Below are 22,833 nucleotides of genomic sequence, written 5' to 3'. Positions count from 1 at the left end.
AACACGCGTACAATTTCAGTACACGCCGGCTCGCCGCGCGAGCTTAGAGGGTCCTCGTGAAGCAATCGCACAAGACGCTGCTGCTCTGGGTTCTGCTGATCATGATGTTCTTGGCGATCTGGCAGTTCTTGAGCCCGGATTCCCGGCCCGCCACACAAGTCGCGTTCAGCGAGTTCATGGCCCAGGTCCAGGTCGAGGCCAAGGACAAGGATCCGCACGTCGAGTCGGTCACGATCAAGGACCGCGAGTACACCTTCTGGGTCAAGGACCCGAAGAGCGGGACGAAGACGAAGAAGGTCACGATCGGGCCTGACAACGCCGACGAGATCACGAAGACGATCGTCGACAACAAGGTCGCGGTGTTCTTCGAGAAGGAGGAGACGTCGCCGTTCTGGCCGGGGGCGATCATGTACCTCCTGCCGACGGTCTTCCTGCTCGTGATGTTCTATCTGTTCATGCGCCAGCTCCAGGCCGGCGGCGGCAAGGCGATGAGCTTCGGCAAGTCGCGCGCCCGGCTGCTCAGCGAGGCGCAGAACAAGGTGACGTTCGCCGACGTCGCGGGCATCGACGAGGCGAAGGACGAGCTCGAGGAGATCATCGCGTTCCTCAAGGACCCGAAGAAGTTCCAGAAGCTCGGCGGCCGGATCCCGAAGGGCGTCCTGATGATGGGCCCCCCCGGGACGGGAAAGACGCTGCTCGCGCGCGCGATCGCCGGCGAGGCGGGTGTGCCGTTCTTCTCGATCTCCGGCTCGGATTTCGTCGAGATGTTCGTCGGCGTCGGCGCGAGCCGGGTGCGCGACCTGTTCGAGCAGGGCAAGAAGCACGCGCCGTGCATCATCTTCATCGATGAGATCGACGCGGTCGGCCGCCACCGCGGCGCGGGGCTCGGCGGCGGTCATGACGAGCGCGAGCAGACGTTGAACCAGCTGCTCGTCGAGATGGACGGCTTCGAGTCGAACGAGGGCGTGATCATCGTCGCCGCGACGAACCGCCCCGACGTCCTCGACCCTGCGATCCTGAGGCCTGGCCGCTTCGACCGGCGCATCGTCGTGAACCGCCCCGACGTGCGCGGCCGCGAGGGCATCCTCCGGGTCCACACGAAGAAGGTCCCGCTCGGTCCGGACGTCGACATGGAGATCCTGGCGCGGGGCACGCCCGGGTTCGTCGGCGCCGACATCGAGAACCTTGTCAACGAGGCGGCCCTCCTCGCGGCGCGTCAGGACAAGGATGTCGTCTCGATGGCCGACTTCGAGATGGCCAAGGACAAGGTGCTGATGGGCGCCGAGCGCCGCAGCATGGTCATCAGCGACGAGGAGAAGCGGACCACGGCCTACCACGAGGCCGGGCACGCGCTCGTCGCGAAGCTCCTGGAGAAGCTCTCGGATCCGGTCCACAAGGTGACGATCATCCCGCGCGGCCCGGCGCTCGGCCTCACGCAGCAGCTGCCGAAGGAGGACCGGCTCAGCATGTCGCGCGACTTCGCCAAGGCGCGGCTGTCGGTGCTGATGGGCGGCCGCGTGGCGGAGGAGATCGTGTTCGGCCAGTTCACGACGGGCGCGGGCAACGACATCAAGCAGGCGTCGAACCTCGCGCGGCGCATGGTGACCGAGTTCGGCATGAGCGACGTGATCGGGCCGATCTCGTACGGCGCGGACGAGGAGAGCGTGTTCCTCGGGCGCGATTTCACGAGCCGGCGCCGCGACTACTCGGAGACGATCGCCAACCAGATCGACGACGAGGTGCGGCGGTTCATCCTCGACGCCCACGCCGAGGCGCGGCAGCTCCTCACGGACAACCGCGAGATCCTCGAGCGGCTCGCCACGGCGCTCCTCGAGCGCGAGACGCTGGACGCCGAGGAGGTCGACGCCATCGTCGGGGGCCGCGAGCTGCCGCAGCGCCAGCGCGTCGTGATCCCGAGCTACAGCGATCGCGATCGCGCCGCCAAGGAGAAGCGCCGCGCGGCCAGCATCTTCGGCACCCCGAAGCCCGCCCCGAGCACCTGATCCCGAAGCGCGGGGCGGCGCCCGATGCCTCGGGCGGCCCCCCGCGTACCTGCGGCGCCACGCGGGACGGCGCGGCGTCCCGAGCCCCCTCCATTCCCTTCCCCAGCAGAAAAGCGGCGCGCGCAGCCGGCGCGCTCCCCGGATCGCCTCAGGGGGCGGTCAGCGTTGCCTGCAGGAACGCCCACTGCTGCAGATCCGCCGGGCGCCCGTCGTCGTGCGCGCGGTTCGCCTTCGTGAAGATCGTCTGGGCGCCGTCACCGAAGATGAACAGGCCGTAGCCGAGCGCGAGGCGCAGCGGCTCCCATGGCTGCAAGGCGAGCGAGACGTCGATCTCGTGGCCCAGCGTCCGGCTCTCGTTGTCGCTGGCGGCGCCGACAGGGAGGAGGCGCGCTGTCACCCACCTGCCTGCTGGAGAGGCGAGGCCGACGAACGTGTATCCGGCGGAGACGGTCAGCGGGTCGAAGGGTGAGGCGCGGACGCTTCCGCCCCCCTCGATCACGTTGGACCACGCGTAGAGCCCCATGGGGCCGTGGTTGTTCTGTGCGTCGGGCAGGATCGGATCGAAGCGGCGCTGCGCCTCGCCCACCGCGAGCGCACCATCGTCGCCCGTCGCGTAAGCGGCGCGGGCGCTGAAGGTGAGGTGGGCGGGGAGCGCTGTCTCGAGCTCTGCCCGCGCTGCGGCCGCGAACGCGCCGAGAGCGCGGTCGGCCGCGAACGTGGCCACACGACCGAGCTCGTACGCCCCCTCGATCGCGTAGCGAAAGCCCCGGCGGTCGCCGGAGACGCGCGCGTCGAGGACGACGGTGTCGCCGGGCGTGAGCCAGGTCGGGCGCGGCTCCCGGGTGATGCGCGCGAGGGCCGTGGCCTCGAGGTGGAGCAGGGGAGCGAGCCGCCAGATCGCGTTCAGGCCGTAGAGCTGGGACCCTGTCCCGGCGGCGATGGGCTTGCGCGTCCCCGCCACCTCGGGCGGAGCGCCTCCCGGCGCGGCGAGGAGCACGGCCATCGCCTCGAGGTCGACGTTGCCGAGCTGCAGCCCTGCGCGCACCGCATCGAGCGATCGCCCGGTGAGCGTCTCGTCGTCCGCTCCGACGAGGCGGCCATCCCCCCACGCGATCCGCTGCCGGCCCAGCCGGATGAAGGCGCGGCGCCCCGAGCGCGTGCGCAGATCGATGTACGCCTCGTACGGCGCCGTCTCCGGGAGGGCCGGCTCGCCCGGCCCGACGAAGATCGCGTCGTCGTTCCCCCAGAGCCGCGCGTCCTGCAGCGTGACGACGCCCGTGACGGGGCCGCGCCCGACGGTCAGCCCGAGGCGCGCGCGCTGGGCGAAGAACCACTGCGTCTTGACGACGTTGCCCGTGTCGCTGAGCGGCGGCAGCGCGCCTCCGAAGCCCTCGGCGAGCACCGCGTTCGAGCTGTAGACGTCGCCGCCCGTGTCGACCGGGTACCGGCGGAACTCTCCGCGGAGCCGGAGCTCCACCGAGGGGCGGAACGTGAACCCGCCGACGGCCAAGCCCTCCGACTGCGGCGACGCCTGCGCCGCTGCCCTCCTGGGCGCGAGCGTGAGCGCGAGGAGCGCCGATCCCAGAGCGATGGAGGCGAACGGCAGGGATCGGATCATCAGCGAGGAGGGCCGGAGCGCGGGGGCGTCGAACTGCAGATGTGCGGCCAGGACCGCGGCGTTCAGGCGGGCCGCGCTCCTGGATCGCTCGCGGGAGGATAGGCGTCCCGATGCGCGTCGGACAAGTGGGGAAGCGGCACCGCTCCCCCCCGGCGGCCCCGGCGTCCGGCGGCGTCAGCTCGCGCGCCGCGCGCCATGCGGGCGACGTCAGGGATCGAAATCGTCCTCGCCGTGCGACGTCGGTGGCTTCGGCGGCTTCGGGGCGGCCCCCGTGCTGCTCCCGCGCCGCGGCGGCGCCTTCACGCTCGCGGCGGGTTGCCTCGTCGGCGGTCGGCTCGCCGCGCCCCGCCGCGCCGGAGCGTCGCCCGAATCGACGGCGAGCACCAGATCGAGCGCGAGCTTCGACGCCCTGCCGGCGTGTCGATCCGCGGCCGCGCCCGCCTCCGCGATCACGCGCTCGGCCGCCTCGAGCTCGTGCTTCACCTCGCGACGCTGCGGATCGTCCGCGAGCGCCTCTGCCCACGCGGCCGAGAGCGACGCCCGCTTCTTCTCGAGCTCCGCGGCGCGGTTCGACAGCTCGCCGAGCTGCTTCGACGTCGCGAGGGAGCTCTTCAAGGACGCCTCGAGCGCCGCGATGGTGTCCCTGTCCTTCGCGTCCAGCGAGCGCCCGCCTCGGGCGCTCACGATCCGCGCCTCTGGCACGAGCTCGACCTGGAGCAGCACGCCCGCCGCGCGGAGCTCCGCCGCGCGCGCGCGCGCCGCTTCGAGCGCCGCCTTGCCGTCCGATTTCGGATCGAGCCCGAGCGCGCGCGACAGCTCGGCCGGCGCCGCGTTCGAGAGCTCCTCGGCCTTCAGCGACTCGTCGCGGAGCGCCCGGGTGGCCTCGAAGAACTCGTCGTAGGGCTGCTTGCCCGTGCGCAGGGCCTGTCCCTGATCGAGCAGCGAGACCTGCGCGGTGCACGCGGCGAGCAGGGGTGCGTGCGGCGCGACCAGCAGCAGCGCGAGCGCCGCCATGCGGATCCGGCTCGCGCGGTCCGGCGGCCTCGTCACCCACATTGGAGGATGACCCCCCAGAGCTCGTAGCTCGCGGCAGGCTTCGAGAGGAACACCACGCCCACGTAACCCGAGCGAGACGATACGCCGAGCACGCCTTGCCCGAAGTTCCCGGCCGGCGGCGAGAGCGCGATCGGATCCCCGATCGGGGAGAAGTTGGCGGCCAGGGTCTGCGCGCGCATGGCGCGGCTCCCCGGAGGGCCCTCGGTCCACACGAGGAGCCAGCGTCCATCTCCGAGCCCCGCGATATCCGGCGCGAAGGCGTCTCCCCCGGGGCCGCCGGAAGGGAGCGGGATCACCTGGGTCGACCCGGGGATGGACCCCGGAGCGGCCTGCCCGGCGCGGATCTCCCATCGCCCGTCCGTTGGCCGATCGGCAAAGACGACGGCGAGCGCGCGCTCGTTCCATCCGAGCGATGGCTTGCCGATCGAGCCTCCGGAGCCGGTCACCCGGGTGAGCTCGCCGACGGGCTTGCGCTCGGCGTCGAGCCAGCCTGCCCACACGGCCTTCTCGCGGCGGAACGCGACGGCGTAGCCGCCGGCGCCCGCCGCGAGCGCGCGTGGCGCCTCGAGCGGCTCATCCCCTTGCACCGGCCAGAGCGGGGAGGGGGCGGCGTCGGGAGCATCGGCCGCCACCAGAGCGCCGTCCGCCAGACCGACGACGAACGACCTCGGCCCCGGCACGCTGACGGGAGAGCGGATGGCCTGCTGCGCCGCCGTGAGGACGGTGAACCGCTCCTCGACCGGCGAGATGCTCACGATGTCGGCGGCCTCTCGGTTCGAGAACCGCTCGCTCCGCTCCCCGGTCGCGGGATCGATCTCGAGGCCGACGGCCTCCATGGGGCTCTTCGCGTACCCCACCACGAGCTTGCCGCCCTTCGTCGCCGTGACCTCGAAGGGGATGCTCTTCGCAACGAGCGGCGCCCATGGCTGGGGCTGACGCGCCACCCAGCAAGGCTTCGGCGGGACGGGGATCGCCGAGCGCGCAGCGTCCTGCGCTGCGCCGAGCGTCGTGCGCGCCGTCCCGACCGGCGACTGGCGCGCGGTCGTGACGGAGCGGCGGCCCGCGAAGAAGGCGACCACGCTCATGAGCACCGCCGCTCCGCAGAGGCCGACGAGCGACGAGACCGGCACGGTCACCGCTGCAGAGAGCCCCTTGCCGTCGCCGCGTCGCGCCGCGAGCGCGCGCGGGTTGAGCGCTTGCGGGCCGTTGCCCGATCCCGGGACAGAGCCCCGATCCGAGCGCTGGCCCGAGGCCTGGAGCGCGTCGGCAGCCGTCGCGCTGCGCTGCGGGTTCGACAGCCCCGGCCACGAGCGCATCGCCGGGTGCCCCTGCGACGCGCTTGCTCCGACGCCGACCGACGGGATCGTCGCGTACTCGCGGCGCCCCATCGGCGCCTCGGCGGCCAGAGGAGAGCGCTTCGTCTCGCTGGGCACGGGCGGCGTGGGGAGCTCCGGGCTCTCGCGGCGCAGCACCGTGGTGGAGGGCTCCGGGGCGTCGCTGCGATCGCGGCTCGCCGCGGGATCGCGGCCGTCGGCGGCCGGCGTGTCCTCGGCGCTGCGGGGCGAGGGACCGTCGGTGGACGTCGCTGGGCTCGCAGGGCGAGAGCCAGGCGATGCCATCGCCGTGGGGGCGGCGCCCGTGACAGGCGCAGGTTCGGCCGGCGCAGTGAGGGGCAAGGTCGGGGTCGCCAGCAGGGCCGACGGCGCGGGGGGCGCTGCCATCAAGGGCGTGGCGCGGGGCGCGTCCGCAGGGGGGCGCGGAGGCGGCGCGGGGAGCGCTCCGAGACGGACGAGGGCCTTTGCGCCGGCCGCCGTCTGATCCGACGCGTCAGGCGCGCGCGGGCCTGCAGGCCGCTTCGCGGCGACCGCGGGGAACCGGACCGGAACTGGAGGCGGCGGCACGGAGCGCTTCCCCGTGGGCGCGGGGCGCCTCGTGGCGCGGCCGGGGCTCGACGGCGCCGGTGGCGTCGCCGAGAGCGGCTTGCCGGCGCCCTGATCCGCGCCGGTCGTCGCTCCGCCGCGCCCATCGTTCTGCGGTGCAGCGCCCGCCGGCGCCGCGTCGCGATCGACGGGGAGAGGCGGCGGCCGGGGTGGTCTCGCCTCTGCGCGCGACGTCGCACCGCCCGCGGCTCTCGGCGCAGTTCCCGGGCTGCTGGGCGCGGCCGCGCCCGCCGCGCGCCTCGGCGGCGCCGGCTCATCGCCGTCCGTCGTCGCGCCGGCGCCGCCCGCGGCGCTGCCTGTGTCTGCGGCAGGGCGCTGACCCGCGGAGGTCTCCTCGGGTTCCTCCGCCCCCGAGGGGAGCTTCGGCGCGCGTGGGATCTCGGTCGTCCCCTGGTCGCCGGGCGAGGGGCCGTCGTAACGGGGGAGCTGGGTGATCGCGCGGGCGACCCCCGCATCGAACGTTCCACCCGCGGCTGGAACGACGATCGGCGGGTTCTGTCCGCTGGCCGGCGCGTCTGCCGGCGCCTCGACGCCCGTGAGCGTCGTCATGGACTCTCGCTTGCGCGGCGGCAGGGGAGGCGGCTTCGGTCGCGTGGTCGCCCGGCTCGCGTGCGGCGCCGCGGGCCTCCGCCCGTTCGAGGACCTCTCCGTGGGCGCCGGGCCGATGGGCTGACCGCTGCGGGCGGGCGCCGGGCCCAGATCCTCGATGAGCTCGATCTCCAGCGCCGCGCCGTCCTCGCGAGCGGCCTCTTCAACTGCGGCGGCCGGCCCCTCGGGCGCAGCGGTGCGCGCCTCGGGCTTGCGCCGGAGCTGGGCGGCGTCGGCGAGCTCCGGCTGCCTGGACGCGGGCGCCCAGGCGTCCATGCCCTTGCGCCAGACGAGCGTGGAGCCTGGAATGATCCCGGCAGCCAGCGCGCTGCGCAGCTCGGCGGTGCTCAGGCTCCGCTGGACGCCACGCTCATCCGTCCATCTCCACGCGCTCAACGGGGGCCCCTCCGCCAGCTGGTAGAGCGCCGGAATTTCAGGACGTGAACCACGACGATCGCGATCGTACCGCGCGTCGTTTGCAAAGAGATCTTCTTTCGTGCGCCCACGCAACCGCACGTCCACTCACGACGAAGATCGCGCTGGTAGCTCATGAGCCTTTCCAGCGCCCTCGCCGCCGCAGTCCGCTCCGTGGTCGCCGCCGCTGCGCGCACGCTCAGCCCGCCGGCCTGTGCGGGCTGTGACACCCCGATCGCCGATGCCTCGGTGTTCTGCGCCGATTGCGCGCGGACCTCCGTGCCTTACGCAGAGGGGGCGCCGCGAGGAGGAGCGGGCACGCGCGTCGCGGCGGGAGCACCTCTCGTCGCGTTCGCTCCGTTTGGCGGGGCGGTTGCGGAAGGTATCCGGCGCTTCAAGTACGGAGATCGTCCGGATCTCGCGCGCCCGCTCGGCCGGTTGATGCTCTGCGCGGCGCGCGATGCGGAGGTGCGCGTCGACCTCGTTGTCCCGGTGCCGCTGCATCCGCGTCGTCTCGCCGAGCGCGGGTACAACCAGGCCGCCCTGCTGGCCGCGCACGTCGCTGACGGACTCGCGGTGTCCTTCGCGCCACGGGCCCTCTGCCGTGTCCGTCCCACCGCGCAGCAGGCGCAGCTCCCGCGCGATCTCCGCCTGCAGAACGTGGCAGGTGCGTTTCGCGTGCACGCGCCCGAGCGCGTCCAGCGCCGGAGGGTCGCGCTCATCGATGACGTGGCGACCACGGGGGCCACGCTCGCGGCGTGTCGAGATGCGCTCCTCGGCGCGGGCGCAGCTTCGGTGACCTACCTCGTCCTCGCGACCGCCGAGAGCGGGGCGGACGAGCTCAGAAGCTCACCTCCGTCAGCACACCGCACTTGACGCGGACGGTCCTGCCCTCGGTGAGCCATCGCGTGCCGTCGCGCGTCGGCTCGCCGAGTCGAACGAAAAAGCGCCCGCAACGCACCTCGACGGGTCGCTCGCTGGGCCCCACCGGCACGCCCGTCACGTAGACGGTCGCATTCCGGGAGGAGTTGAGCTTGAGCAGGCCGTGGCCCTTTCGCGGGGTCGGCGGAGTCGTCGCTGCAGCGTCGACGGATGTCTGTTGTTGAAGGGCTGCCGTCTCGGTGGCCGGTGGTGCTGGAGGTGCCGCCGTCTCGGTGGCTGATGGTGCTGGAGGTGCCGCTGTCTCGGCATGCGGCGTCGAGGATGCTGTCGGCGTCGGCTGCGCCGTGGCGTCGGTCGCGCTCGCCGGGGGCGCGGCCGCCAGCTGCACGGAGACGGCCGTCTGCTTTGAAGCCACCGCGGTGATGCTTTCAGGACTGCCGGTGGCCACGATCGCCGGTCGAGACGCTCGGTTGCGCGCCGCCAGTTCGGGCAGGCTCGTCTCGACGGTGTACACCCCCAGCGCAAACAGGATGGTTGCAGTCGCGAGCGCAACTCCAGCGGTGCCGAGCGGCGAGAGCGGCTTCGACAGGGGGGCCTCGGCTGAACCAGGTCCGGGGGAGGGCGGCTTCGACGGGGGGCCCTCGTCCGACCCAGGTTGAGGTACGTCCACGCCCGTCGACCCAGGTTGAGGTACGTCCGCGCCCGTCGACTCAGGTTGAGGTACGTCCGACCCAGGTTGGGGGGCGTCCGGGGGGGCGTCCGTCGAGAACATCGGGCGCCACTTTAGCGGGATCGCTGCCGCGCCGGATTCCCCGGTCGGCGGCCCACCCGCCGGAAGCGCAGGAGCTTCGCCGTCGGAGCCGGTCTCGAGAGCAAGCACGAACGTCGAATGTGTGCTGGAATACATTCGTGTACGTCGTCGCACATCCACTGACGTGGATTCGCAGGAGGTTGCCGCGCGGTCGTCGTGTGCTGGCTGCCGGGGTGCTCGACACCCTCGGGCTCCTGGATCGCTTTCTCTGGCTGCGCGCGAAGCTTCGGCTGCCCGTGCTCTCCGTGTTCACCTACCACCGCATCGCGGACGTCTCGGAGGTGGACGAGCTCGATCCGGGGGTCGCCGAGGTGAGCGCGCGCGAGTTCGAGGAGCAGCTCGCGGTCATCAAGACGCACGGCACCGTGGTGTCCCTCCGGGATGTGCGGCTCCTCGCGAAGGGACGGAAGCTCCCGCCGAACCCCGTCATGGTCGCGTTCGACGACGGCTACCGTGACAACCACGACGTCGCGTTGCCCCTCCTCGAGCGCGCGGGGGTCACGGCCACGTTCTTCATCGCCACCGGGTACCCCGACAGGGGCCGCCTCTTCTGGTGGGATCGCGTCGCGCTCCTCATGCACCGGTGCCGGCGGGCGCGCGTCGAGATCGCCTACCCAGCGACGCTCGTGCTCGAGCCGCTGCGCGACCCGATCGCCGCGGCGATGCTCGTCTGCCAGACCATCAAGCACACCTCCGGGGTCGACATCGGGCGCCTCTGGGACGAGATCGAGCGCGCCACGGGGGTGTCGATCGACCTCGGCGAGGAGCGCGCGCTCGCGACCAGGACGATCATGGACTGGAACGCCATCGGGGCGCTGCGCCGGGCGGGCATGGACGTGCAGTCGCACTCGCACAGCCATCGTGTCCTCCAGACGCTCTCGCCCGAAGAGGCCACTCGCGATCTTGCGCGCTCCCGCCGCGTGCTCTCCGACGCCCTGAACGAGGCCGTGTACGCGGTCGCGTATCCCGTCGGATACAGCCTGTGCGGCGCCTTCCATCGCGCCGTGAAGGACGCCGGCTTCGAGATCGGCTTCACCAACAACTCCGGCCTTTGCATGCTCTCGTCCTTTGACCCCCTGAATTTCCCGCGCATCGCCATGGACCGCGGGCAAATCGGCGCGCTCTTCAAGCTCAAGCTGCTCATCGGCCAGCGGCCCGGCTCTCGGTCTGGCCGCTGATCGAGCAAAGACCGCGCGCCGCTCCGCCGCCGCGCGTCCCGAGCGCCTCCGCTCGCCCGACGCCGCCTCGGCCGGCGCGCGTGTGGCCTGGGCTGTGCACGTGCACGTCGCTGGGCCGGTTCTGCACGCGCGTGGCCTCAATGGGCCAGGAAAGCTGCTGCGCAGCCTGTTCGACGAAGGGGGGCTCCCGTGAAAGGCACAATCCATGAACGCAGCTTCCGCGCCGCCGTCTCCATGCTCGGCGCGGCCTCGCTGATCTCCGCGGCCCTCGCGTCGGGATGCGGCGGTGCGCCGGCGCCCGCCGCCTCCGCGAAGGCGCCCGCGCGACCCGCGCAGGCATCGCCCGACGGGCAGGGCGCGCGGGGCGCGAGCGTCGAGCAGCGCGATCAACGCGAGGCCCAGCGCGCCTGGTGCGTGTACCTCGAGGCGCTCTACCAGCGGGCCACCGAGCAGGCGAAGGGCTGGCCGAAGTTCGAGCAGTGCACGCAGATGACGACGATGGCCTCGCCGAAGATGCTCCGCGCGACCTCGGAGTGCTCGCTGGCAGCGCTGCGGCGCTTCGAGGGCGATCCCTTCACCGCCGCCTATGCGGAGGAGGTGAGCCGCTGCGGCTCCGAGGCCATGACGGCTACCACGCTCCCGCGCGCCGACCTGGCGCCGTACATGGCCGTCCTCTGCGGCCGCCTCGCGGGGTGCGGAGACCTCGACTACGACACCTGCCGGCAGAGCCTGGAGGACGGCCTCGGCCCGCAGCTCGAGCGAGCGATCGGCGCGATGAACAGCCGCGGCCGGCACGAGGTCCGCGCCTGCTTCGGCAAGCTCGCGTGCGGCGCCGATCTCGGCCCCCAGATCTCCGCGTGCCTCGAGCCCATCATGGACGACCTGCTCTGGCTGCCGGGGTGAGCGGCCGCCGCGCCGCGCCCAGGGCGGCGGCGCCGCGCGGCGGTCAGCCGGCGGCGCCCGGCAGGCGGCAGCGCGCGATCAGGGGGACATGATCGGACAGCCCTGCGAACGCGCCCCTGTGCCCGAACGGGTGCGTGCCCGTGAAGTCCAGCCACTGGAGGCGCTCGGACGAGTAGACGTGGTCGAGGTGCATGCGGAGGTTCATGAAGCCGGCCGTCGGGAAGGCGCGCGCCTCGGTCTCGGAGAGGCAGCGGACCTTGGCGAACGCGTCCACGAAGCCGATCTCCTCGCGCAGGAAGCGATCGACCGGCGAGCCTGGCAGCGAGTTGAAGTCGCCGACCACCACGAAGTTGTCGCTCCGGCGCTCGCGCCGGACGAAATCGGCGAGCACCCTCGCCTCCTCGATCTGATTGGGCCCGAACCCCATCCGCGCCTCGCCTGTCCAGAACTCCCGCGAGAACACGCTCGGCAGGCTGAGGTGGGTGTTGAACACATCGAAGCTCTGCCCGCTCTCGTGCTCGAACGACACGTGCGCGCAGATGCGCGTCTGCTTCAGGCTCTTGACCCCCCGCCGATGGGTGATGTCGTGCGGGCGCTCCGCGTTGTGGTGTCCGATGTGGAATGTGTCGCGCGCGAGCACCGCGAGCCCGGTCGTGTAGATGTTCGTCCGCGAGGTAAGCCTGTAGGTGTGCGCGGGGAAGTAGTAGGCGACGTAGCGCTCGCGCCGCTCTGCCTGCGCCAGCGCCGCGTGCAGCTCGGTCATCAGGCGATCGAGCTGGGTCTCCTCCGGGTGCCAGCGCGGGTTCATCGTCGAGGACCTCAGCGACTGGGTCTCGACCTCCTGGAGGCACACGAGATCGGGCAGCGGGGACATCCGCGCGAGCGTCGTCGCGATCCGGGTGATGGCGGCGCTGGTCGAGGCGATGCCCCGCGTCCCGTGCCCGAAGTAGCGGACGTTATAGGTGACGATCCTGAGCGACGTGGCGTCGTCGCGCGGTGTCCCGGGGCCGCGGAGAGCGCCGGACGCCGCGCGTGTCGAGGTCGGGTCCGGTCCTCGCTCCGCCGGTGTTGGGCCGCTCGAACGAGGTGGGAGGCGTCGCTCGGTCATGTATCCTCTCGCCCATGGGCAAGAACATCATCGTTTCCGAGGATACCATTCGTGACCTGCTGGAAGCGCATGCCTCCCTCTCCGCCTGGTATTACGAGCTCTGGTCGGCGCTGCGGGTCGCGAAGGCCTCGGCGAGCGCCCCCGATGATGCGGCCCGTGCGGCGTTTGTCGAGCGGATGGCCATGAGCTTCCCCGAGGTCGCGTCGATCGCCCGCTCGATCCAGGTGCCGAGGATGTTCGTCCCGCCGCCGCCCGCGGTGAGCGTGCCCCCCATCGCGCAGGGCGAGCCGGGAGGAGATGAGGCCCCGACAGCGATCGAGCCCGCGCCCGCTCGGCTGCGGGAGCTCCATGGCCAGCCACCCAAGAGCCAGCCAGGCTCGGGCCCCATTGATGAGCCCGCCCCGGCGCCGTCGCAACCCGCTATCGCTCCTCCACCACTGGTGGTCCCGTCGACCGTGAAATACGACACCTGAGGTCGAGTCCCCGCTCGGCCGGACTCGCGAGCTCTCACCACAAGGCACGCCTCGCGTGCTCACCCTCAGCGCGCCTGGCGCGCTGCTCCTCGATCAGGCCGTCAGCGCGCCGGGCCGCGGGGGGCCTTGCGACGCGCGAGGAGCTGCTCGGCCTCGGCGGCCCCTGTCATGTCGAACCTGGGGTTCAGATCGAGCGCGTCCCGCACGAGCCGCTCGCCTCGCGCCACGTCCCCCAGGGCGATCCGGATCGCCCCGGCGTGGTAGAGCAAGCGCGCGTCCCTCGTGCCGAGCGCCAGCGCCCTGTCGCTGGCCGCGCGCGCTTCGGCCAGCTTGCCCGCGCGGTACAGCGCCCAGGCGTGGGTGTCCTCGGTGTAGACGTCTGCGCGGACGGCGCGCTCCGCGTCGGCGAGGCGGAGCGCCTCGTCGCGCTCAAGGCCCTTGGTCGCGTAGTACAGCGCGAGGGTCCGGCGGTCCGACAGCTGCCCCGCGTCGACCGCGCCGGCGTAAGCCCGCGCTGCGCCGGCGTGGTCGCCTGCAGCCATCCTGGCGTCGCCGAGCAGCCACGCGGTCTCCGCGTCCGGGCTCTGCTGGTGGGCCCGCTCGAGGAGCTCGACGGCGCGGCCCCACGCGCCGCGGGCCAGCGCGACGCGCGCCCTGCCGGCGAGCGCCGGCGGATACCCGGCCTGCGCGGCGAGCGCCCGCTCGAAGCCCAGGTCTGCGCCCTCGTGGTCGCCCTCGTGCCAGAACATCATGGCCGCCTGGGTCAGGGTCCACGCGAGCGCCTCGGGTTCGCCCGGGTCGCCGGCGTCGATCGCGAGGCGGATGATCCGCTTCGCCGTCGCCGCGTCGCCCTGGAGCCACCGCAGGTGTGCGGCCCGCGCGTAGGACGGCAGGCCGGGCCGCTGGTCGACCATCCGCTGCGCCGCGTGCGCCGCGACCTGGAAGGCGCCGAGCGCGAGGGCGGCGTCGCTGAGCGTCCCGAGCGCGAGCGCGTCGCCCTCGTCCCGCGAGAGGACCCGCTCCGCCGCGTCGCGCGCCTCGGTGAACCTGCGCTCGTGGATCAGCACGAGGCCGAGCAGGTTGAGCGACGCGCGATCTCCTGCGGCCAGCGCGAGCCCGACCTCCGCGCACGCGTGAGCTCGGCCGTAGAGCGACGGATCGCCCGAGGCGCGCGCCTTTCGGAGCCACGCGTGGCCGAGCGCGCTCCAGAGATCCGCGCCGCCGGGCGCCGTCGCGAGGCGTCGGGACAGCGCCTCGATCTCGCGATCGACAGCGCTCGCGCCCGCCGGGGCCGCGAGCGCGAGCGCGCGCGCCGCGTCGAGGCTCGAGGGCGCCGGCGCCTCGGCGGCGCGCCCGGTCGATACCGTCGCGGCGGGGACGGCCTCGGCGCGCGGGCGCTCGGTGCAACCGAGGCTTCCGCTCAGGGCAGCGCAGGCGAAGAGGCAACCCGTTCGTCGCAGCATCGGAGCGCTGACCTCCCCTCGCGCTGGAGCTCCGCCCTGGGCGCGCCGCGGCTCACCCGGGGGCGTCACAGGCTCGATCCGATCGCGAAAGAGCTTGCCTCGCCGGCCTGCGCCGGCAAGCTCGCCGCTCCAGCGCATCGTTCGATCGACCAGCAGCGCGCAGCGCGGAGGAGATCGCATTGCCTGTCCAGACGGATGGCCACCGCCTGCAGCGGCTCTGCGCCGCGGCGCTGATCGTGCACCTCTGCGCCGCGTGTGCTCGCCGCACCTCGCCGGAGGCGGGCGCGACCGCGGCGCCCTCGCCGGGGGTGGATGCGGCCGCGGCGCCCTCGCCGGAGGCAGGCGCGATCGCGGCGCCCTCGCCGGGGGCGGATGCGACCGCGGCGCCCTCGCCGGCAGGGCCCGCGGAGAACCTGCCGGGCGACGAGATCACCCCCGTCTACGGGAAGGCCGAGGGCGCGCCGGAGCCGCTCGCGGCCCGGCTATGCGACGCGCTTCATGCGTTGCCCGCGCGGCGCAAGGCGGCGTGCTGCGGCGGCGCCGCGGGCTTCCAGGCCGCCGCCGAGTGCGCGCGCGCGCTGAGCGTCGCGGTGCGCGCGCGGGCGGTGACGCTATCGACCGACGAGGTGGGCCGCTGCGTCGATGCGATGGAACGATCGCTCGATGGGTGCGACTGGGTCTCTCCGCTCGCCGCCCCGGTCCCGCCCGCATGCGAGGGGATCGTGCGGGGCGCGCTCGACGAGGGGGCCCGGTGCCGGTCGTCGCTCGAGTGCGCGGGCGGGCTGCGCTGCGAAGGCGCCGGCCCCACCGACGCGGGCACCTGCCGCGCCCCGCGCGCCGCGGGGCCCTGCGGCCTCTCGGTCGACGCGCTGGCCGCGGTCACCCGGCAGACGCGCTACGCCGAGGCGCACCCCGAGTGCCGCGGCCACTGCGCCGGGCGCGCGTGCGCGGACGACGTCCCGCTCGGCGGCCGCTGCGAGGCCCACGCGGCCTGCGGGAGGGGCCGCCGCTGCGTCGACGCGCGCTGCAGCGAGGCGGCGCTGCCCCCCGCCGGCGCCGCCTGCCTCGGCGGGCTCTGTGCGGCCGGCGCGCGCTGCGTGGACGGGCGCTGCGCGGCGCCGAAGGCCGAGGGCGAGGCCTGCACGCGCGACGGCGAGTGCCGCGCCGCGTGTGTTCGACGAGCGCGCGGGGGCGCCGCACGCGGCGTGTGCGGGATGCGGTGCGCTGCGCCGTGACAGGCGAGCTGCGCGCGCTGCGCCACGCCGGGCGGCTCAGGGCCGGAAATGGCCCTGGGTCGCGCCCTCCCAGGCCGTCGCGAGGTAAGGGAAGGCCGGGAGGAACCGCGCGTCGTTCGCGCCCACGCCGTCGCCCGCCGTCGCGCCGAGCGCGCCGGTCAGGACGAGCGTGAGCAGCGCGTCGGTGACGTCGGTCTGCTCGTGATCCGCGCCGGGGACCAGCGCGCGGCCGTTCGGGAAGCCCGACGGCATGCCCAGATCGATCCGGAGCACGTCGCCGACGGTCTGCAGGCTGTGCCCTCCGAGGCTCGCGGGCTTCAGGTTGAAGGCGTCGATGAGGTCGGTCCGGCTCTGCTTCAGCGCCTCGGGATCGAAGGCCGCGAGCGGCTGGCCTGCCTGGTAGAGCCCGGCGAACTCGGCGTCCCGCACCAGGATTGGGTTCAGGAAGTAGGCTCCGAAGTTGGCGAGATCGTCGCGCGGGTGCGCGCGGTTGTACTTGTCCTTGTCCTGCAGGCCGATGATCCAGGTGTTGATCAGCGGCAGGCCGACACGCGACACCTGGACCCAGGGACCGAGGCCATCTTCCTTGCCGTTCGCGCGCAGGATCCGCACCTTGCGGCGGCTCGCGGAGGCCCAGACGCCGAGCGTCTGCCGGTCGCTCGGCCCCGGCGTCGGCTCCGCGCCGCCGTTGACCGCGGCGAGCGGGAGCTCGAGCGCGAGCGTGTGGACGTTGAAGCCGGCGAGGTTGTCGCGCGCGGTGCACGACGGGTTCGGCGCCGCGAGGAGCGGGCACAGCCCCGCCAGATCGGACGCGCGGCCGAGATCCGCGTAGAACCCGTCGTCGCGCGGCCCGGCCCAGGCGCGCCCCGCGCCGCCCGCCATCTGCTTGAGGAACTTCGAGGACATCGCGAAGGCCGGGTAGCCGCCGCCGGTGATCCGGTAGGCGAGCTGGTTCGTCCTCCTCCCGATGTTCGGCGGCGCGACCGGGGCGTCCCTCAGGAGCACGGTCGACGCGCCGCCCTCGATCCTCGTCACGGTGTACGTCTGCTCCCCGCCGGCGAGCTGCGAGAAGAACTCGTTGCCGCCGCTCGGCGCCGGCGTGAGCCCCGCCGGATCCGCCGCCACGTACGGCCTGGTCGAGAACCGGAACTGATAGGTCAGCGCGTCCTCGAGGCTCGACGGCCCGCGCGCGATGTGCACCTCGTAGAGCACGTCGTCCGAGAAGCCGTAGAAGTTCGGCCCGCTGGAGGGCTCCTCGAGCGGAATGTAGCTCGCGAGGATCACGAGGTTGCCGCCTTCCACCCACGCGTACAGGTCGGTGTTGTCGGCGGCCGGATCCCTCGCGATGGCCGGCGCCTCGCGGTGGCTCGACGCTGCGGCGAGGCTGGGCGCGCTGAGCGCGACGGACGCCGTGAAGACGGCGACGGCGCGCGACGGTCGGTGGATCATGCGTGCGGGTCCTTCCATCGCTCCTCTGCGGCTCATTGCCTGAGCAGGAACACCGAGCCTTGCTCCTGGGCCCTGTGATCGACGAACGCGAAGACGTCGGCGCCCCTCGCCCGGTGCAGCCCCCCGGGCTCGTCGTGGCCAGGCGCGCCAGCGGCCGTCGCCGAGCGCGCTCCGGACGCCACCTCGATCCACACGACCTCGTCGGCGCCTCGGGTCGGGTCGCGCGTGAGCACGAGCAGCGCCGCGTCGTCGCGCGTCAGCGCGATGCCGCACGGAGTGCCGACGTGGAGCCCGGTCGCGAACGGGCTCACGAAGCCGTCCTCGATCCTGAAGATGGTCGCCGTCTTGTCGGGGCTCGTGAGGGTGTCGCACACGAAGACGTCGCCCCGGCCGGCGACCGCGATCCCGCTCGGGTCGACGAGCGGGCTCCCCTTGGCGAGCGCCGACACCTCGCCGCCGCGCGCCGGCAGCGAGAACACGCCGGGCTGGCCATCGTCGCGATCGCGCCCCGAGAAGATGATCCGCTCCTCGTTGTCCGCGCCGCGGGTGACCTCGAGGCCGCGCGCGCGCAGCCCCTTGCCGCCGTCGATCGGGGCGACGGCGCCGCCGGGCAGGTCGATCGCGAAGAGGGCGCCCGCGTCGCCGAGCGCCGGGCCGCCCGCGCCTGGGTCGGCCACGAAGACGCGACCGCCGTCCGCGCTCGTCGCGATCCCGAGCGGCGCGACGAGCGGCGGACCGGCCGCGATCTCGGCGGCGCCCGCGCCGCCTTGCGCGCCGATCCTGAAGACGCCGGCCCTGCCGTCCGCGCCAAGACCGGTGAAGTACACGTAAGCCCCGGCGATATCCGGCGTCGCGTCGAACGCGATCGCCGGGACGAGCGGCAAAGCCGCATAGGGAGCATCACCCCCCGCGCCGCCCCCGCCTCCCGTTCCGCTCGCCGCGGTCGTGCCAGGCGCTCCGCCGGTGGAGACCGCGCTGGTCCGTCCGGGCGGATCCTCCGCGCGGCTGCAGCCCGGGTTGCTCGCGGCGGCCGCGAGCGACGCGACAGCACACAGCACACCGGCGCTTCGCCGGAAGTCCCCCCTGGCTTCCGTCATGCCTGCTCCTCCCGAGGGCGCCGTTCGTGCGCTCGGCTCGCGCGGCGCGCGCTGGCACGCGACGCGAGCCGCACGGCGATCGCGCGGCGCTGGACGCTGCCCGTTCTGCCACGTGCCTCCCGGATCGAGTAGGCCGCGGCCGCGCTGCGCGCGACAAAGCCGCGTGCACCCTGCCTCCCGTGTCCGGGGTCGCCTGCTGGCGCTCAGGCCCATGAGCAGCGCCGCCCTGGGTGTCCGGACGGCGTTCCCCCGTCGACCGGCCGACAGCCCCGTTTTATAACGACGTCATGTTCGATGTCGCTCGGTCACTGTACGTACGGGCGTTGGAGGACATCCGTGCGGCGGGTCTCTACAAGGAAGAGCGGATCCTCGCGACGCCGCAGGGGCCGGTGATCCGGACCGAAGGTGGCGCTGGGGTCCTCAACTTCTGCGCGAACAACTACCTTGGCCTGTCGTCGCACCCGGCGGTCATCGCGGCGGCGAAGGAGGCAATCGACACGCACGGCTTCGGCCTCTCCAGCGTGCGCTTCATCTGCGGCACGCAGGACCTTCACCGGCGGCTGGAGTCCAGGATCGCCCGCTTCTTCGGCACCGAGGACGCCATCCTCTACTCGTCGTGCTTCGACGCGAACGGCGGCCTCTTCGAGACGCTCCTCGGCGAGGAGGACGCCGTCATCTCGGACGCGCTGAACCACGCGTCGATCATCGACGGTATCCGCCTCTGCAAGGCCGAGCGGCACCGCTACGCGAACGGGGACATGGCCGCCCTCGAGGACATCCTCCGCGCGACGGCCGGCAAGCGGCTCCGGCTCATCGCCACCGACGGCGTGTTCTCGATGGACGGGTACCTGGCGAAGCTCGACACCATCTGCGATCTCGCCGACAAGTACCGCGCGATGGTGATGGTCGACGACTCGCACGCGACCGGGTTCATCGGGCCGACGGGGCGCGGGACCGCGGAGCTCTGCGGGGTCATGCACCGCGTCGACGTGATCACCTCCACCCTGGGCAAGGCGCTGGGCGGGGCGAGCGGCGGCTTCACGACCGGCCGGCAGCCGATCGTCGACCTGCTCCGGCAGCGATCGCGGCCGTACCTGTTCTCCAACACGCTCGCCCCGGCGATCGCCGGCGCCTCGATCGCCGTGTTCGACCTCATCGACGCGGAGCCCTCGCTGCGCGCGCGGGTGATGGAGAACGCGCGCCGGTTCCGGCAGGGGATGACGCAGGCCGGCTTCACCATCAAGCCCGGCATCCACCCGATCGTGCCCATCATGCTGGGCGAGGCGCAGCTCGCGAACGAGATGGCGAGGGCGCTGCTCGCCGAGGGCATCTATGTCATCGGCTTCTCGTACCCCGTCGTGCCGAAGGGCGAGGCCCGCATCCGGGTGCAGCTCTCCGCCGCGCACGAGCCCGAGCACGTCGATCAGGCGATCGACGCCTTCCTGCGGGTCGGCCGGCGCCTCGGCGTCGTCGCCTGAGCGGCTCAGTAGCGGAGGATCACCTTCGGGTGGCTCGAGATCGCCTCCTGGAAGGCCGCCGCGTCGTAGCCCTCGAAGTCGAACACCGTCCCCTCGCCCCGGTTCAGGATGACCTCCCAGATGAGGTCGTGGATGTTCGGATCGCGCGACTCGAGCAGGTGGCGCGTGATGTGCCACGTCTCGAAGATGCGCCGGCCGATCACGCTGTGGAGGCTGATGCCGTCCACGATGAGGCGGTCGAAGTTCTCGATCACCGCGTCACCGCTCTTCAGGCCGAAGAGGATCACGTCGCCCCCGCGCCTCGCCGCGTGGATCGCGTTGTTGACGCTGCTGTTCACGCCGCTCATCTCGAGCACGACGTCGACGCCGACGCCGTCGGTGAGCTTCCGGACCCGCTCCGTCAGCTCGGGATCGCTCGCGTGGGGCCGCTCCGGGCTCGCGCGGTGCGGGCGCAGGACCGCGTCGGCGCCCAGGCGGCGGGCCATCTCGGCGTTCCGCTCCGCCGGCTCCACGCCGATGACGTAGATCGCCCCCATCGCGCGGGCGATCGCGATCGCGAACAGGCCGATGGTGCCGCAGCCGAAGATGGCCACGCGCTTGCCGCGGAGGTTCACCTTGGTGCACGCGTGCACGGCGTTGCCGAACGGCTCCTGCACCGCGGCGACCTCGGGCCGGATCCTCGCGATGTCGGTGCGCCAGAGGTTCTTCGCGGGCAGCTTGACGAGCTCGGCGAAGCAGCCATCCTCGCTGATCCCGATGATCTTGTCGTCCGCGCACACGTGGGTGTCGCCGACGCGGCACTGGTAGCAAGCGCCGCAGGCGATGTGGCTCTCGGTCGACACGATGTCGCCGATCTGAAGCCCGAAGGACCGGCGCGCGTCGGTCCCGAGGTCGATCACGCGGCCGAGCAGCTCGTGGCCGATCGTGCGCGTCGCCTTCCGATCGCGATCGAGCGACGAGAGGATCATGTCCTTGAAGGCGCTGCGGAACCAGATGCCGCGATCCGAGCCGCAGAAGCCCGTCATGATCGGCTTGACGAGGACGCTCGCGCGGTCGTGGTAGTCCCTGGCCTCGTCGATCGCCGGACGCTCGACCTGATCTTTGGACAGCCCGACGGTGGACTCCCACGGCTGCTTCTCGCGGTTGTACGTCAGCGCCCACATCGCGTCGCTCATGCACCTGGCTCCTGTTCGGGGTTCGAGGCGCACGCAGCTCACGCAGCTGGCGCACGGGCGCCTCGGGCATGGGAAGCGTGGCGCGTGAACGAGCGACCGCCCATCAGAAAATTGCGCTCGGGCTGCTCCCGTCTCCGGCGTCTCTCCTCGGCCTCTTCGGCTCGATCCCGCGGCGCCCCGGGCGCACCGCCTGCTCCGTCGCCCTGGACCGGATGACTCGCCGCGTCGACCTCGAGGGGACAAGACCGCCCACGCGCTGTCGGGGAGGCTGCGCGCCCACGCGCTGCCGGCGCGGCTTCAGCGGCGCTTCGACTGAGGGCGCGCGGGCGGGGGCGGCGGGGTCGTCTCGGAGACGGGGGGCCGCTCGCGGAGGCATTTCTCGAGGCCGTCGTGCAGGGTCGCCTCGTGGGCGCCGGGGAGCTTCGGGCGCCCCATGACGTTCACGAAGAGGCGATCCTGCGCGATGCCGCCGCCGGGGCCGAAGCTCATCCACACGAACATCGCGCGTCCCTTGATGTGATCGAAGGGCACGCCCGCCCCGAGCCCGCCGCGCCAGCTGCGCGAGTCGTGGCTGTTGTTGCGGTTGTCGCCCATCACCCACGCCTCGTCGGCGGCCACCTTGAAGGGGCCCTGGAGATCGCCGCAGATGCCGCCCCGGCACGAGGAGCCCGGCGTGCAATCGTCGCTCTCCACGCACATCATCCCGTCGGGGTTCTTCTCGTAGAGCGTGAAGTACGACTTGTCTCCGAGGTACTCGACGAACAGCTCCGCTTGCCGGCCCTCGTAGTGGTAGGGGCCGACGTGACAGTGGGGGACGAGCCAGCCGTTGATGACGGGGCGGCCGTTGATCGCCTCCAGCGTGTCGCCGGGGATGGCGATCGTCCGCTTGATGAAGTCCTGCTCCTTGTTCTCGGGGAACTTGAACACCATCACGTCCCCGCGCGACGGCGGCAGGCGAGGGAAGAGGCGCTGGTCGGTCCAGGGGATGAGCGGGCCGTAGGTGAACTTGTTGACGAAGATGTGGTCGCCGACCATGAGGGTCGGGATCATCGAGCCGCTCGGGATCTTGAACGCCTCGACGACGAAGGCGCGCAGGAGGAGCGCGACGGCGACGGCGATGCCGATCGACTCCGCGTACTCGCGCATCTCGCCCTTGCGCCAGCGGCCGAGGTGCTCGCCGACCGCGCGATCGGCGCGGCTGTGGGCGGCGTCGAACTCGTCGGCGTCGAACGTCTCGGCGCTCATCGCGCGCTCGAGGGCCGCGATCGCCTGCATCACCTGCTCGCGCTCGCCGCTCGTCAGCTCGCGCTCGACGTCACGCTTGCGGCCGCGCAGGATCCGGTGGGCCTCCTCGAGGAGCGCCGCGGCGTCCTCGAAGCGAGCGCGCGCCTTCGGGGGGATGTCCCGGCGGCCGCCCACGCCGATCGCCGACGCGAACGGCAGCTCGTGGCGGAACCGCCAGAGGATCATCGCGAAGATCGTGAAGAGCACGATGCCCGCCGGGATCTGCTGCTCGCCGACGAAGACCCGGAGCGGCTGGGAGCTCCCTCCCTCGGCCGGCGGGGTGAGCAGCCAGACGTTCAGGACCGCGAGCGCGAAGGGAACGATGCAGATCCACACGAGGTGGAACAGGAAGCGCAGCGGCGCCCGGCCGTCCCTGCCCCCTGGCGGAGGAGAGCTGCCAGTCGAGCGCGGGTCTGCGCCGCCTGTCGACTTGGCCGCGCTGGCGCGGGGCTCCGAGCTCGCGCTTCCCCTCATCGAGGGTCTGAACTCCGAGCTTGCGGGCCGGCTGGCCGCGACCGACGGGACGCTCTGGGGTTGATCATCGGGGCGCGGCGGCAAGAGAGAGCTTATGTATACGCCGCCCCTCGCCGCGGCAAGTGCGCAGGCGTGGCGGGCGACGCGCGGTCCGTCGGCGTCGTCGCCCGCGTGTCCTCGTTCGCCCTCGTCGCCCTCGTTCGC

Annotated in this window: 17 protein-coding genes; 7 read left to right on the top strand and 10 right to left on the bottom strand. The window is 72.8% G+C overall.

What is annotated here, in order from left to right; translation table 11 throughout:
- Window positions 1–56: 56 nt before the first annotated feature.
- On the top strand, window positions 57–2,003 hold the full coding sequence (ftsH, locus tag WME73_RS40530) for an ATP-dependent zinc metalloprotease FtsH (RefSeq protein ID WP_437741609.1): 1,947 nt from the start codon (window positions 57–59) through the stop codon (window positions 2,001–2,003).
- Between the two features lie 148 nt (window positions 2,004–2,151).
- Here ftsH and WME73_RS40525 read toward each other — a convergent pair whose 3' ends face one another.
- The 3 genes from WME73_RS40525 to WME73_RS40515 form a co-directional block, all read right to left on the bottom strand.
- Entirely contained in the window at window positions 2,152–3,621 is a 1,470-nt protein-coding gene (locus WME73_RS40525) for an alginate export family protein (protein WP_437913076.1), read from the bottom strand.
- Window positions 3,622–3,828: 207 nt separating this feature from the next.
- Window positions 3,829–4,677, bottom strand: a complete 849-nt coding sequence (locus tag WME73_RS40520; RefSeq protein WP_437913075.1) for a hypothetical protein — start codon at window positions 4,675–4,677, stop codon at window positions 3,829–3,831.
- Window positions 4,668–7,601 (bottom strand): GYF domain-containing protein, encoded by a 2,934-nt coding sequence (locus WME73_RS40515; protein ID WP_437913074.1) that lies wholly within the window; start codon window positions 7,599–7,601, stop codon window positions 4,668–4,670. Before WME73_RS40515 ends, WME73_RS40520 begins: the two co-directional genes overlap by 10 nt.
- A gap of 153 nt (window positions 7,602–7,754) precedes the next feature.
- On the opposite strand from WME73_RS40515, the gene WME73_RS40510 reads away from it, so the two are divergent.
- Window positions 7,755–8,495 (top strand): ComF family protein, encoded by a 741-nt coding sequence (locus WME73_RS40510; protein WP_437741605.1) that lies wholly within the window; start codon window positions 7,755–7,757, stop codon window positions 8,493–8,495.
- On the opposite strand, the gene WME73_RS40505 is transcribed toward WME73_RS40510, so the two are convergent.
- Complete coding sequence (locus WME73_RS40505) at window positions 8,461–9,015, bottom strand: hypothetical protein (RefSeq protein WP_437913073.1); 555 nt, start codon at window positions 9,013–9,015, stop codon at window positions 8,461–8,463. The two genes, WME73_RS40510 and WME73_RS40505, sit on opposite strands and share 35 nt — an antisense overlap.
- Window positions 9,016–9,485: 470 nt before the next feature.
- Here WME73_RS40505 and WME73_RS40500 point away from each other — a divergent pair, with 470 nt between their 5' ends.
- Window positions 9,486–10,490 carry a polysaccharide deacetylase family protein gene (locus tag WME73_RS40500; RefSeq protein WP_437913072.1) on the top strand — a complete coding sequence of 335 codons (1,005 nt, stop codon included), beginning with the start codon at window positions 9,486–9,488 and terminating at the stop codon, window positions 10,488–10,490.
- Window positions 10,491–10,679: 189 nt separating this feature from the next.
- Window positions 10,680–11,393: a hypothetical protein gene (locus WME73_RS40495; protein WP_437741602.1), complete on the top strand. Its 714-nt coding sequence runs from the start codon at window positions 10,680–10,682 to the stop codon at window positions 11,391–11,393.
- Window positions 11,394–11,436: 43 nt separating this feature from the next.
- On the opposite strand, the gene WME73_RS40490 is transcribed toward WME73_RS40495, so the two are convergent.
- Window positions 11,437–12,501, bottom strand: a complete 1,065-nt coding sequence (locus tag WME73_RS40490) for an endonuclease/exonuclease/phosphatase family protein (RefSeq protein WP_437741601.1) — start codon at window positions 12,499–12,501, stop codon at window positions 11,437–11,439.
- A gap of 14 nt (window positions 12,502–12,515) precedes the next feature.
- On the opposite strand from WME73_RS40490, the gene WME73_RS40485 reads away from it, so the two are divergent.
- Entirely contained in the window at window positions 12,516–12,974 is a 459-nt protein-coding gene (locus tag WME73_RS40485; RefSeq protein WP_437853070.1) for a hypothetical protein, read from the top strand.
- Between the two features lie 101 nt (window positions 12,975–13,075).
- Here the strand turns inward: WME73_RS40485 and WME73_RS40480 are convergent, their stop codons facing one another.
- Window positions 13,076–14,437 (bottom strand): tetratricopeptide repeat protein, encoded by a 1,362-nt coding sequence (locus WME73_RS40480; protein ID WP_437913071.1) that lies wholly within the window; start codon window positions 14,435–14,437, stop codon window positions 13,076–13,078.
- 179 nt (window positions 14,438–14,616) lie between these two features.
- On the opposite strand from WME73_RS40480, the gene WME73_RS40475 reads away from it, so the two are divergent.
- Window positions 14,617–15,672: a hypothetical protein gene (locus tag WME73_RS40475; protein ID WP_437913070.1), complete on the top strand. Its 1,056-nt coding sequence runs from the start codon at window positions 14,617–14,619 to the stop codon at window positions 15,670–15,672.
- 36 nt (window positions 15,673–15,708) lie between these two features.
- On the opposite strand, the gene WME73_RS40470 is transcribed toward WME73_RS40475, so the two are convergent.
- Both WME73_RS40470 and WME73_RS40465 read right to left on the bottom strand, forming a co-directional pair.
- Window positions 15,709–17,121 carry a DUF4331 domain-containing protein gene (locus WME73_RS40470; protein WP_437913069.1) on the bottom strand — a complete coding sequence of 471 codons (1,413 nt, stop codon included), beginning with the start codon at window positions 17,119–17,121 and terminating at the stop codon, window positions 15,709–15,711.
- A 32-nt stretch (window positions 17,122–17,153) separates the two neighbouring features.
- On the bottom strand, window positions 17,154–18,218 hold the full coding sequence (locus tag WME73_RS40465; protein ID WP_437913068.1) for a hypothetical protein: 1,065 nt from the start codon (window positions 18,216–18,218) through the stop codon (window positions 17,154–17,156).
- A 287-nt stretch (window positions 18,219–18,505) separates the two neighbouring features.
- Between WME73_RS40465 and kbl the strand changes: the two genes are divergently transcribed.
- Entirely contained in the window at window positions 18,506–19,696 is a 1,191-nt protein-coding gene (gene kbl, locus WME73_RS40460; protein ID WP_437741595.1) for a glycine C-acetyltransferase, read from the top strand.
- A gap of 5 nt (window positions 19,697–19,701) precedes the next feature.
- Here the strand turns inward: kbl and WME73_RS40455 are convergent, their stop codons facing one another.
- Entirely contained in the window at window positions 19,702–20,871 is a 1,170-nt protein-coding gene (locus tag WME73_RS40455) for a zinc-binding dehydrogenase (protein ID WP_437913067.1), read from the bottom strand.
- 297 nt (window positions 20,872–21,168) lie between these two features.
- The gene (gene lepB / locus WME73_RS40450; RefSeq protein ID WP_437741594.1) at window positions 21,169–22,629 is read right to left on the bottom strand and encodes a signal peptidase I; all 1,461 of its coding nucleotides are present in this window, start codon (window positions 22,627–22,629) and stop codon (window positions 21,169–21,171) included.
- Between the last annotated feature and the right edge of the window lie 204 nt (window positions 22,630–22,833).

The sequence above is a fragment of the Sorangium sp. So ce302 genome (assembly GCF_051530145.1).
GTDB lineage: Bacteria > Myxococcota_A > Polyangia > Polyangiales > Polyangiaceae > Sorangium > Sorangium cellulosum_B.
Note: the sequence above shows the minus strand (reverse complement) of the source record. Positions and strands in the feature narration are given on the sequence as shown.